Genomic DNA, 12,757 nt, shown 5'->3' with positions numbered 1-12,757 from the left:
TTCGGGGGTGGCTTTTTCTTTTTTACATAAGAACATTGAAAAAAATGGGTGTGGCTTGTCCAAGCGCCAATCCTTTATAATGAGGAGATGGAAAGGGGCGAAAGCCATTGTTAGAGCATGAAAAACAACTGTGGGAGCAAGGTTTTACTCTAATAGCGGGTATTGATGAGGTAGGCAGAGGCTGTTTATTTGGGGATGTAGTCGCGGCTGCGGTTATACTTCCGATGGGATATGTGCTGGAGGGTGTGGACGACTCCAAGAAGCTTTCTGAAAAGAAGCGAGATATCTTTTATGATCAGATCATGAATGAGGCTTTAGCTGTTGGTGTAGGCATTGTGGATGTGGATAGAATTGAAGCGATCAATATAAAACAGGCGGCCAGGCTTGCTATGAAGCAGGCAGTGGAGCAGTTAAACATAGCACCTGATTTTCTTCTTGTGGATGCGGAAAATATTGATGTGGACATAGAACAATCTGCGATCATTCATGGAGATGCACTAAGTCAATCTATTGCAGCCGCATCGATTATTGCTAAGGTTACCCGAGATCGTATGTGTGTGGATTGGGATGAACAGTTTCCCGAATATGGACTTGCTATACATAAAGGATATGCAACAAAGCACCATAGAGAGATGCTCTTGCGGTATGGTCCTACACCGCTGCATCGGAAATTATTTATACGTAAAGTGATCGCGCAATTGGAAGAGAAAGAGATTGTGCTCGAGTCTGAACAACTGGAATTGGATCTCATTTAACTTCTTATTGTAACGAAAAGGCAACAAGCCGCCGATAATATACATAAGTGTTTAGGAAGATTTGAGGTGAGCGCCATGAATATTAGTGGTTTAATTCGGAGTTTAGTGGGTGACTTAACAGCATCTGAAAGTAAGGTGCTTGAATTAAAAGTAGGACAAATTGTTAAAGGTGTTGTGCTTCAGTTGCTCAGTGACCAAGAAGCGTTGATTAATATTGGCGGAGTGCAGGTGCGCGCCAAGTTGGAAACACCCCTTAAGCAAGGGGATGTTACGATGCTGCAAGTACAACCGGAATCCAGTGGCGGTCAGATACTGCTCAAGCCACTAACGGCTTCAGATGTACAAATTACGGAGGATTCGCTTAGTGAGCTGTTAAAGGCATTCACGATAAAAGATACGGCTGGAAATCGTCAAATGGTACAGCAGATGCAGCAGGAAGGCGTTCCGGTGTCAAAGGAGAATGTGAAGGCTTTTGAGGCTGTAATGCGCAACATGCCTGAGGGTGTCAATAAGGAAGAATGGGCACAGGCAGCTGTACTTGCCTATAAAAAGGGTTTGCCGCTCACAGAGGCGACTGTGGGGGCTTTGAGACAGGTTACGACGGGGCCGCCTGTCGGTAAGGTGCTGGAGCAGCTAGAGCAGCAGGCGACAGTTCTGCTTGAGCAAGATCCGGCACATCCGGCGGCTGATACCACGAAGCAGGTGGTATCGCTGCTCAAGGAGCTGCGTGCTTCTGCCGCTGCTACCTGGCCTTCTGCGCGGCCGCCGGAGGCGCCGGCCGCGGATGTTGCCGTTACGCCAGCTGCTCCGCAGGCTGGCGGTGGTGCGAAGGCGGCTCCCGCAGGGTCGCCGCCTGTGGTTTCCGGCAGCGCGCCTGCGGCCGCTGCCGTTACGGCTCCACCCGCTGCAGCTGCAGCTGCGGGCGCGGAGCTTCCCGCGGCGGCTGCGCCACGCGCGGAGACCGCTACCGCCGCCTCGGCGCAGCCGGCGGCGGGGCCTCATGCCGCCCGCGCAGCGGGGGCGGCCTCGACTGAGGCTCAGGCGCGCAGCGCTGAGCCTGCAAGTGAAGGCGAACCGCCCGCGGCGGGTTCGCAGGTACAACCAGAGCCGCCTGCGAAGCAAAAGGCGGCTCCACCGGAGGCGCATAATAGTGCGCCTCAAGAGGTCGAGGCTGATCCAGAGCCAAACTGGATCAGCCGCATGCTCAAAGCCGTAGGCGTGGAGCACGAGTCTCATCTAGCAGTGAAGCTAGATGAGCGCGCAGACGCTATTCTACGGGGGCGCAACAACACTGACGATCAGCTGCCTAATCTGATCGCCACAGCATCCCAGCAGGACGACTCCGTCAAGCCTGCTGCTGACACACTGAAGAGTCTGCTATTGCAGCTTACAGCCTCTGATGACACGCCAGCGCCGCTCAAAGAGGCGGCGCAGCAAGCCCTTGGGCAGATTACAGGGCAACAGCTCATGTTGACTGGTGACAAGAGCTCTATGTTTGCACATATGACATTGTTTGTCCCCTTCATGGATGGCACTGGCCAGCAATCTGCCGCCATTCACATCCAATCCCGCAAAGGAAAGCGCGGGGAAGTAGACGCGAGCAATTGTCGTTTACTGTTCGACCTTCAAATGAAAGTGATGGGCAATACTTTGCTCGATGTGCATGTCGTCAATAAAATCGTATCTTTGAACATCCATAATGATCATCCTTCGTTAGCTCCCTTGATGGAGGAGTCCAAAGAAGAAATAATAGCAGCCATGCATAAAGCAGGTTATCAATTTATCTCATTAAAATGCTCGCCATATCCGCTGCCGCCTGTTGTGGAGAATGTAGATTCCAAGCAAGGGGCATCTGATGGTAGAGTAGATCTTCGAGCGCTCTACCAGCCAAAAGCCTACAAAGGGGTGGATTTCCGAGCATGACTAAGCAAAGGAATGCATCTGAGGAGTCGCAACCGACGCCCCTTAAGAAGGCTGTAGCGCTTCGCTACTCACCTGAAGCGCAGAAAGCCCCAACCCTCATTGCGAAAGGGAAAGGGCACATAGCAGAAGCCATTCTTCAGAAAGCCAAGGAGAATGGGATCCCCATTCAAGAGGATTCCTCTTTGGTTGAAGTGTTGTCTAAGCTGGATTTGGATCAAGAAATCCCCCCGGAACTGTATCAATTGGTCGCTGAGGTATTAAGTTTTATCTATCGTTCAGATAACCGGATGAGATCGTCGAGGAATAATGAATGACGGAATTTCGTAAAGATGACCGGAAGCAGTTGGGGAAGCTTGGCGAAGAGTTGGCTGAAGCATTTCTAAGTGAGCGTGATTACCGAATTGTGGTACGTAATTGGCGCTGTCGCACTGGCGAGCTTGATATTATTGCAGAGAAAGCCAATAAGTTAATTTTTGTTGAGGTCAGAACAAGGCGCCCTTCAGGTCGTTTTGGCTCAGCCAAAGAATCCGTCGACTATCGCAAGCAGTTGAAAGTCAAAGAGACAGCACAATTTTACTTGCATCGATTTCAAAAATACGAGCAGTCCATTCAATTTGATGTGATCACTGTAGAACTATCCGTGGATGGAGCAGCACCTCATATTGAACACATACAAGGAGCCTTTTGAGAGTCGTCTGTCGAAATGACAACGCGTCAAATGGCTCTTTTTTTGAGGTATAAACATATTTAGATGCTATCATCGTTTATAACATTAGATTTCAATCTCTTCAATCCGCTGCTTTTTATCCAAATTACGGTATTGGATCGCTTCAGCTAGATGCTGCGGCTGGATACTGTCACATTCCTCAAGATCAGCGATGGTTAGGGCTAGCCTTAGAATGCGATCATGGGCTCTTGCACTAAGTCCCAAAGCTTCAAAAGAGGCACTAAGCAGTTGATCACCTTCTGGTGTTAGGTGACAAATTTGTCTCATCCGCTTACCACTTAATTCATTATTATATTGGATGCTAGATCCTGCATACCGTTGTTGTTGTCTTTGATGTGCGCGCATAACTTGCATTAACATTTCTTTTGAGGACAAGTGATTTGTTCGTTCCTTAAGTTGTGTGTAACTTGGTTTAGGTACTTCAACATGAAGATCGATGCGATCAAGCAAGGGACCTGATATCTTAGAACGATAATGAACAATTTTAGCAGGACTACAGATACAAGAATTAGCTTCTGTTTCGGCTCCATAATACCCGCAAGGACATGGATTCATGGCGGCAGCCAATATAAAGTGAGAGGGAAATGTGTAAGCCGCTCTTGCTCTTGCAATTGTAACATGACGATCCTCAAGCGGCTGTCTAAGTACTTCGAGGGCAATTCTCGTGAATTCCGGCAGTTCATCAAGAAAAAGAATGCCTCGATGAGATAAGCTAACTTCTCCAGGTTTGGGTATTGTTCCGCCTCCGACAAGTCCGGCGGGTGAAATCGTGTGATGCGGGGCTCTAAAGGATCTTGTACGCATGAGTGATGAGCGATCAATAAGCTTTCCTGAGGCACTGTATATCTTCGTGACTTCTAATGCTTCTTTGTCTGACATAGGTGGCAGAATCGAGGGCATGCGCTTCACAAGCATCGTTTTCCCGGTTCCGGGAGGACCGATTAATAAAATATTATGCATACCGGCTGCAGCGATCATCATGGCACGCTTCACTTGATGCTGTCCATTGACATCGGCATAATCTTCGACAAAGTTGTGTTCTTCGGCAGAAATTGTCGAAAGTTCACTATGTTTATAATTAACGCCATTAAATATAAATTCGTGATGAGATTGCTTGTTCCAGGACTTAAAATCAGAAAGGTTAGTTATCGCGCACACCTCAATACCTTCTATTAAAGCAGCTTCAGGAGCATTCGCGAGGGGGAGGCAGACGCGTTTTATCCCTAGCTTTTTCGCGGCGTGCGCCATAGAAAGAACGCCCGGTATGGGGCGAAGGGAACCATCCAATGCAAGTTCACCGAGAAATAAAGTGTGCAGAAAGCTGTCCATTGGCACCTGACCGGTTGTAATTAGAATTCCTACCGCAATGGCTAAATCAAAAGATGAGCCTTCTTTGCGTAAATCTGCTGGTGCGAGATTGACAGTAATCCGATCCATGGGGAATGTGTACCCACAATTTTTGATAGAGGAGCGCACTCTTTCAACAGATTCCCGAATGGCCGAGTCGGGGAGACCAACCAAGTTAATTTGGGGTAAGCCACTTGAAATATCGACCTCTACTTCGATCGTTTGTCCTTCTATTCCCTGCAAGCAAGCGCTCATGACTTTGCCATACATGAAAAAACACCTTCCTCTCCATAGTTACGCAGCTGTTTCGAGCTGACATAAAGTGGGATAAAAGGTGCTTCCTTATTGATCCGTTTTATACTTTGCCCTTATTGTATACGATAATGGTAAAATTACGCAATCCGGAAATGATCACGGCGTACGTTTTAAAAATGCACGGCTTGCACATACTGGAACTAGAGGTGATGATATGCAGGAGAAACCGTATTTTTGTCCCAATTGTCGTTCCAATCGTATCAAGTTCAGTGTAATTACTAGCTATTCTCAGTCGTTTTTGAAGGACGCTCTATCAGGAAATATAACAGAATTCAAGGATCCTGACGCAATTCCAGAGCCAGAACCTACGATTCAATGCTTGGTGTGCAGTTTCACGGGTAATGAGCTTCGCTTCATTAAACAAGCGGAGCGTGAACCGCGAATGAATACACCAACAACGCCGCTCTATTAATAAAGTCGAAGTTAGACGTATTTTTCAGCTATTGAAAATACGTCTTTTTTTATGTTGAATGTGATAGCTAAAGTTTTTCAGCCTGAAAGGAAAATTTGAACGCATTAACGAAAAAAATAAGGAAACTGTCGAAAATTAGTGATACAATGGTTAGGGCTTGTGAAGAAGTGTGATACTAATTCCGGCAGCAAGATTTATTTCGTGCACTACACAAATAGGAAATTACACTTTTTCCCTGTATAGCACGTATAGAAAGTCCATACTGATAGGAGGATTTTAGGAAATGAATATCCATGAGTATCAAGGCAAAGAAGTCCTGAGACAGTACGGAGTCAACGTTCCTAACGGAAAAGTTGCTTTTACCGTTGACGAAGCTGTTGAAGCAGCGAAAGAACTCGGAACATCCGTCGTTGTTGTAAAGGCGCAAATTCATGCCGGAGGTCGCGGGAAAGCAGGCGGCGTTAAGGTAGCCAAAAGCCTCGATGAAGTTCGTACATATGCAAGCGAAATTCTGGGTAAAGTTCTTGTCACTCACCAAACTGGTCCTGAAGGCAAAGAAGTTAAACGCCTCTTGATCGAAGAAGGCTGTGACATTAAGAAAGAATATTATGTTGGTGTTGTTGTTGACCGTGCAACAGGTAGCGTCGTTTTGATGGCATCTGAAGAGGGCGGTACGGAGATTGAAGAGGTTGCTGAGCATTCTCCTGAGAAAATCTTCAAAGAAGTTGTGGATCCTGCGATCGGTCTTCAAGCTTTCCAAGCACGCAGACTTGCATACTCCATCAACATTCCTAATGAGCTTGTAAACAAAGCGGTAAAATTCATGTTAGCTCTATATAAAGCATTCGTAGAGAAAGACGCTTCCATTGCAGAAATCAATCCTCTAGTTGTTACTGGTTCTGGCGACGTTATGGCTCTTGATGCCAAATTGAACTTTGATTCCAACGCACTTTTCCGTCACAAGGATATCGTTGAACTTCGTGACCTTGAAGAAGAAGATGCGAAAGAAATTCAAGCTTCTAAATTTGACCTGAGCTACATTGCTCTTGATGGTAACATCGGTTGTATGGTTAACGGTGCAGGACTTGCTATGGCCACTATGGACATTATCAAGCACTACGGCGGAGACCCGGCTAACTTCCTAGACGTAGGGGGCGGTGCTACGAAAGAGAAAGTAACAGAAGCTTTCAAAATCATCTTATCCGATGAGCAAGTTAAAGGGATCTTCGTTAACATCTTCGGTGGCATCATGCGTTGTGATGTTATTGCTGATGGTGTTGTAGCTGCTGCTAGAGAGCTTGGACTTTCCCGTCCGCTTGTTGTTCGCCTTGAAGGAACAAACGTTGAACTTGGTAAAAAGATTCTTAATGAATCCGGCTTGAACATTGTTGCTGCTGACTCCATGGCAGATGGCGCACAAAAAATCGTTGCATTAGTTAAATAAATTAAAACCCGAGCGGTTTCAAATAATATAGGGGATGTGAACAAAAGATCATGAGTATTTTGGTTAATAAACATACAAAAGTCATTACTCAAGGGATTACCGGCGCTACGGGTTTGTTTCATACCAAAGGCGGCCTAGAATACGGCACACAAATGGTTGGTGGCGTAACCCCAGGTAAAGGCGGAACAAAAGTAGATATCACATTGGAAAACGGTGAGCTAGTTCAGCTTCCAGTTTTCAACACCGTTATCGAAGCTAAAAATGCAACTGGTGCTACGGCATCCGTTATTTATGTACCACCAGCTTTCGCTGCAGAGTCAATCATTGAAGCTATCGAAGCTGAACTTGATCTGGTTATCTGTATCACAGAAGGTATTCCTGTTCTTGACATGGTTAACGTGAAACGTTACCTGGAAGGAAAGAAAACTGTTCTAATCGGACCTAACTGTCCAGGCGTTATTACGCCAGGCGAGTGCAAAATCGGTATTATGCCGGGTTACATTCATACGCCAGGTCACGTAGGTGTAGTTTCCCGTTCCGGGACACTAACTTATGAAGCAGTTCATCAATTGACAACTCGCGGCATTGGACAATCCTCTGCTGTAGGTATCGGTGGAGACCCTGTTAAAGGCTCCGAGTTCATCGATATCCTTAAGCGTTTTAACGATGATCCAGATACGTATGCTGTCATCATGATTGGTGAAATCGGCGGTACAGCTGAAGAAGAAGCGGCTGAGTGGGTTGCTGCGAACATGACGAAGCCAGTTGTAGGGTTTATCGGCGGTAAAACGGCTCCTCCAGGAAAACGTATGGGCCATGCTGGCGCTATTATTTCCGGTGGTAAAGGTACAGCTGCTGAGAAAGTTGCAACGATGGAAAGATGTGGTATCCGCGTAGCGGCTACACCATCAGAGATGGGCTCCACACTTGTTAGCGTGCTTGAAGAAAAAGGCATGCTGGATAAAGTTATTACAAAAAAATAGTTTTCTTCTAACGAAGGTAAGCAACCTTCCATCTCCCTGATTAAGGGATTTGGGAGGTTTTTTCTTTTTCTTGGCTTTGCAACCATTTGTTATTCTAGAAGGGAGTGTATATACTTATGGATAATCGTTTTATTTTGTTTGGTCTTCACGAGCTCGAGGGTGTTGGTTGGAAAACGATTCTTCAGCTACTGACCCGCTTTCCAGATCCTCACGTGCTGTTAGAGCTTTCGGCTGCAGCAATTGCCTCTAAAGGTATCCGAGCTTCCATTGCTGAACAAATCGCCACGCGGTTTACATCGTCTTTTATTGAGCAAAAGCTTCAGTTATATAAGAAGCAATCCATTCAAATTCTTACACTTTTAGATGAAGACTACCCTTCGATTCTTAAAGAAATTGCGCAGCCTCCCTGGGTGTTATATGTGAAAGGAAATGTATCATTATTGAATGGGCGTCTCCTCGGTATGGTAGGAACACGAACCCCTACGCTTTATGGAAAGAAGATTGCTGAGGAGTGGGCAGCAGCCCTTTCTAGAGCGGGATTCAGTATCGTAAGTGGACTGGCAAGGGGAATTGACAGTAAGGCCCATATTGGTGCGTTGCAAGGTAAATCCAAAACGGTAGCTGTTCTAGGATGTGCGATTAATCAAATTTATCCGCGTGAGAATGCATTATTATATCGAAATATAGAACAAGAGGGTGTCATCATTTCTGAATATCCTATAGGAACGGGCATGAGGCCAGGAATGTTTCCGCAAAGGAATCGAATCATAGCTGGATTGTCTTTAGGGGTTACGGTTGTGGAAGCAGCAGAAGATAGTGGATCATTGATTACAGTTGAGTTTGCCGTGGATGAATCAAGAGATGTATTCGCCGTTCCCGGTCCTATTGATTCTAACCAAAGTAGTGGTGTCCATAAGCTTCTAAAGGATGGCGCTAAATTGGTTACCCGTGTTGAAGAGATTGTAGAAGATTATAAACATATGTTGAGTGAGGAAGATCAGGGTGCCATGAAGAAGCCTTTGCCGACATTTTCGCTTACGGATGAGGAAGGCGAAATCGTTCGAAAGTTGTCGAATGAGCCGGTCTCGATTGATGCTCTATTAGAGGACGGTCAATTTACGTTTGGACATTTGCATGCAGTTCTGTTATCTTTGGTAATGAAAAAGGCGATTAAACAGCTTCCGGGTTCTACTTACATACTAGCATAGGCTAATACGAAGCTTTTCTTCTCGCCAATAGACTTTACCTTGAAACCAAGAGGGGAGGAAGGACGATCCATGGCGGATTCTTTAGTCATAGTTGAGTCACCAGCAAAAGCCAAAACCATCGGCAAATATTTGGGAAATAAATTTATTGTAAAAGCTTCAATGGGTCATATTCGCGACCTTCCAAAAAGCCAAATTGGCGTAGAAGTGGATCGTAACTTTGAGCCTAAATACATAACAATCCGCGGTAAAGGTTCTATACTTAAAGAATTAAAAGATGCGAGTAAAAAAGTGAAAAAAATATATCTGGCGGCGGATCCGGATCGCGAAGGTGAAGCTATTGCCTGGCACTTAGCTCATTATTTGGATGTAGGTCCCGAAGAACTCTGCCGTGTTGTATTTAACGAAATAACTAAGGATGCGGTAAAGGATGCCTTCAAAACTCCGCGTCGAATTAACCAAGATCTCGTTAACGCACAGCAAGCTCGACGCATATTGGACCGACTTGTTGGTTATAAAATCAGTCCTTTACTTTGGAAGAAAGTAAAAAAAGGATTATCTGCAGGCCGTGTACAGTCGGTTGCGGTTAAATTGATACATGACAGAGAGAATGAGATCAAGGCCTTCGAACCTGAAGAGTATTGGTCGATTACCGTTGTTTTGGATGCGGGTAAAACCGTGTTCGAAGCAAAATATCACAGCATTAACGGTGAGAAAAAGGAACTGCATTCGCAAGAGGATGTCGATCTGATTTTATCTGCGATGGGCAGTGATGCTTTTACAGTGAAAGAAGTGAAAGAGAAAGAACGCCAACGTAATCCTTCTCCTCCTTTTATTACAAGTTCTATGCAGCAGGAAGCGGCGAGGAAACTTAATTTCCGTGCTTCAAAGACCATGTCTGTGGCACAGCAGTTATATGAAGGAATAGATTTAGGAAAAGAAGGCACGGTTGGTTTAATTACCTACATGCGTACTGATTCAACCCGTATATCGCCGGTTGCCCAAGAAGAAGCCAAAGATTTTATCTTTAATAAATATGGCCCTGCCTTCTACCCGGAGACACCACGTCAGTACACAAAGAAAAATGCTAACGCGCAGGACGCGCATGAAGGTATTCGACCTACATCTGTTCTTCGAGAACCTGATCAAATGAAGGCATTTCTCAGTAAAGATCAATATCGTCTGTACAAGCTAGTCTGGGATCGTTTCGTAGCAAGTCAAATGGCTTCAGCCGTCTTGGATACGATGACCATTGATTTAACAGCTGGTGAAACCGTATTTAGAGCGAATGGTTCCAAGATGAAATTTGCTGGATTTATGAAAGTTTATGTCGAGAGCAATGATGACGGGACGACAGAAGAGGACAAATTGCTGCCGCCGCTGACTAAGGGTGATTCCTTGCAGAAGCAAAGCGTGGATCCGAAGCAGCACTTTACTCAACCGCCTCCAAGGTATACTGAAGCTCGTTTAGTTAGGGCGTTAGAGGAAATGGGCATTGGACGTCCGAGTACGTATGCACCGACACTGGAGACGATTCAGAAGCGTGGGTATGTTGCAATCGAAGAGAAGAAATTCGTACCTACGGAGCTTGGTGAATTAGTTATTCAATTGATGCAGGAGTTTTTTCCTGAAATTCTCGATATCGAGTTCACGGCTCATATGGAAGAAGAGCTAGACTTTGTCGAAGAGGGAAAAGAGGACTGGGTTCGAGTTCTAGATACATTCTACACCTCCTTTGAAAAGCGGCTTATTTTCGCTGAAGAGGAAATGAAGGAAATCGAAATCCAAGATGAAATTTCGGATGAGATTTGCGAGAAATGCGGTAAACATCTTGTCTATAAAATGGGGCGTTTCGGTAAGTTTCTAGCATGTTCTGGATTCCCGGATTGCCGCAATACGAAACCAATTATTAAAGATATTGGTGTTACATGTCCAACTTGTCATACTGGGAAAATTGTCGAACGCAGAAGCAAAAAGGGGCGAGTTTTCTATGGTTGCGATCAGTATCCAACCTGTGACTTTGTCTCATGGGATAAACCAGTCAACAAGCCATGTCCTGTTTGCAGCTCGATGATGATCGAGAAAAGAAGCAAGAATGGCGTGAATATACAATGTACGCAATGTGATCATAAAGAAGAAGTTAATGACGATAATTCAGATGATATGAAAGATTAGAGGTGTCCCATTTTGCCAGAATATCCAAGAGTAACAGTCATCGGTGCAGGATTGGCTGGAAGTGAAGCCGCCTGGCAAATTGCCCGTCAGGGCGTGCCTGTTACTTTATACGAAATGCGTAATGTCCGTAAAACACCAGCACATATAACTGATCAATTTGCTGAGCTAGTCTGTAGTAACTCACTGCGTTCGAATGGCCTTACTAACGCTGTTGGAGTGCTGAAGGAAGAAATGAGACGTATGGATTCGCTCATTCTATCTTGTGCAGATGAGCATGCTGTACCGGCAGGAGGCGCATTAGCAGTTGACCGTGACGGGTTCTCTCAAGCTGTTACATCGACGCTCCGCAACCATCCGCTCATAGAGGTTCGCAATGAGGAAGTTCAAACCTTGCCTGAAGGCATAACAGTTGTTGCCTCAGGTCCATTAACATCACCTGATCTTTCTGCAGGCCTTAAAGAGCTAATGGGTGAGGAATATTTGTACTTTTATGATGCAGCAGCTCCGATAGTGGAGAAGGACTCCATTGATATGAATAAGGTGTACTTGGCTTCCCGTTATGACAAAGGAGAGGCTGCTTACCTTAACTGTCCTATGACAGAAGAAGAGTTCAATGTTTTCTATGAAGCTTTAATAACTGCTGAGGTTGCTGAGCTGAAGGAATTCGAGAAAGAAATTTATTTCGAAGGTTGTATGCCCTTAGAAGTTATGGCGAAACGCGGTAGACAAACGGTACTGTTCGGGCCAATGAAACCAGTCGGTTTAATAAATCCGCATACAGGTAAGATGCCGCATGCAGTCGTTCAACTCCGTCAGGATAATGCAGCGGGAACTTTATATAACTTAGTCGGTTTCCAAACCCATTTGAAATGGGGAGAGCAGAAACGGGTATTGTCCTTGATTCCAGGGTTAGAGCAAGCAGAGTTCGTACGCTACGGTGTTATGCATCGAAACACGTTTATAAACTCTCCGAAGCTTCTGGAACCCACTTATCAATTTAAACGTCGTGAAAATCTGTTTTTTGCAGGTCAAATGACGGGTGTTGAAGGATATGTGGAATCTGCGGCTTCTGGTTTGATCGCAGGAATGAATGCGGGGCGTTTAGCTAAAGGGCAGCCTTGTTTGGTTGTTCCGGAGGAAACGACTCTGGGTAGCATGGCACATTACATCACGACAGCTGACTTTAAACATTTTCAGCCGATGAATGCTAATTTTGGTTTGCTTCCACAATTACCCGAACGAATTCGGAATAAAAAAGAGAAATACGAGAAGCTGGCTAATCGAGCTTTGGAGAGTATTCAGAATTTTAAGAAAACATATGCAGAGTAGGTTGTAATTGGACTCTTTGCTATGTTACTATAATTATGTTTTGTAGCATTTTTCATTCGTTTCCTCATACATTTACCTCTAGATGCGGTCATTTCTCGAATTGACCTCGCTAGAGGTTTATCTCATTTATGAGACCGAAACC

11 protein-coding genes are annotated in these 12,757 nt (G+C 45.3%); 10 read left to right on the top strand and 1 reads right to left on the bottom strand.

The genetic code is table 11. The annotated features are described in order from the left end of the window. Positions 1 to 107: 107 nt before the first annotated feature. The 4 genes from rnhB (at position 108) to AC58UU_RS06880 (ending at position 3,366) form a co-directional block, all read left to right on the top strand. The gene (gene rnhB, locus AC58UU_RS06895) at positions 108 to 755 is read left to right on the top strand and encodes a ribonuclease HII (protein ID WP_497314192.1); all 648 of its coding nucleotides are present in this window, start codon (positions 108 to 110) and stop codon (positions 753 to 755) included. A 75-nt stretch (positions 756 to 830) separates the two neighbouring features. Continuing rightward, a complete protein-coding gene (locus AC58UU_RS06890) occupies positions 831 to 2,678 on the top strand; it encodes a TP0910 N-terminal domain-containing protein (protein ID WP_497314886.1) in 1,848 nt (615 codons plus the stop codon). Further along, positions 2,675 to 2,992 (top strand): EscU/YscU/HrcU family type III secretion system export apparatus switch protein, encoded by a 318-nt coding sequence (locus AC58UU_RS06885; RefSeq protein WP_497314190.1) that lies wholly within the window; start codon positions 2,675 to 2,677, stop codon positions 2,990 to 2,992. The genes AC58UU_RS06890 and AC58UU_RS06885 overlap by 4 nt, the downstream gene beginning before the upstream one ends. Next, the gene (locus AC58UU_RS06880; protein WP_497314188.1) at positions 2,989 to 3,366 is read left to right on the top strand and encodes a YraN family protein; all 378 of its coding nucleotides are present in this window, start codon (positions 2,989 to 2,991) and stop codon (positions 3,364 to 3,366) included. Before AC58UU_RS06885 ends, AC58UU_RS06880 begins: the two co-directional genes overlap by 4 nt. Positions 3,367 to 3,450: 84 nt before the next feature. Here the strand turns inward: AC58UU_RS06880 and AC58UU_RS06875 are convergent, their stop codons facing one another. Further along, complete coding sequence (locus AC58UU_RS06875) at positions 3,451 to 5,022, bottom strand: YifB family Mg chelatase-like AAA ATPase (RefSeq protein WP_497314186.1); 1,572 nt, start codon at positions 5,020 to 5,022, stop codon at positions 3,451 to 3,453. A 199-nt stretch (positions 5,023 to 5,221) separates the two neighbouring features. On the opposite strand from AC58UU_RS06875, the gene AC58UU_RS06870 reads away from it, so the two are divergent. The 6 genes from AC58UU_RS06870 (at position 5,222) to trmFO (ending at position 12,615) form a co-directional block, all read left to right on the top strand. Then, a complete protein-coding gene (locus AC58UU_RS06870; protein WP_047672798.1) occupies positions 5,222 to 5,479 on the top strand; it encodes a hypothetical protein in 258 nt (85 codons plus the stop codon). A gap of 283 nt (positions 5,480 to 5,762) precedes the next feature. Beyond that, complete coding sequence (gene sucC / locus AC58UU_RS06865) at positions 5,763 to 6,923, top strand: ADP-forming succinate--CoA ligase subunit beta (RefSeq protein WP_029195343.1); 1,161 nt, start codon at positions 5,763 to 5,765, stop codon at positions 6,921 to 6,923. A gap of 50 nt (positions 6,924 to 6,973) precedes the next feature. Beyond that, positions 6,974 to 7,906 (top strand): succinate--CoA ligase subunit alpha, encoded by a 933-nt coding sequence (gene sucD / locus AC58UU_RS06860; RefSeq protein WP_029195344.1) that lies wholly within the window; start codon positions 6,974 to 6,976, stop codon positions 7,904 to 7,906. 116 nt (positions 7,907 to 8,022) lie between these two features. Further along, the gene (gene dprA, locus AC58UU_RS06855; protein ID WP_497314184.1) at positions 8,023 to 9,114 is read left to right on the top strand and encodes a DNA-processing protein DprA; all 1,092 of its coding nucleotides are present in this window, start codon (positions 8,023 to 8,025) and stop codon (positions 9,112 to 9,114) included. Positions 9,115 to 9,183: 69 nt separating this feature from the next. Beyond that, complete coding sequence (gene topA / locus AC58UU_RS06850; protein ID WP_497314182.1) at positions 9,184 to 11,286, top strand: type I DNA topoisomerase; 2,103 nt, start codon at positions 9,184 to 9,186, stop codon at positions 11,284 to 11,286. Positions 11,287 to 11,298: 12 nt separating this feature from the next. Next, entirely contained in the window at positions 11,299 to 12,615 is a 1,317-nt protein-coding gene (gene trmFO / locus AC58UU_RS06845) for an FADH(2)-oxidizing methylenetetrahydrofolate--tRNA-(uracil(54)-C(5))-methyltransferase TrmFO (RefSeq protein ID WP_497314180.1), read from the top strand. The last annotated feature ends 142 nt before the right edge of the window (positions 12,616 to 12,757 follow it).

Source organism: Paenibacillus sp. JT22N1 (assembly GCF_059692155.1).
The sequence above is the reverse complement of the archived record's forward strand: the minus strand, read 5'-3'. Positions and strand labels throughout refer to the sequence as shown.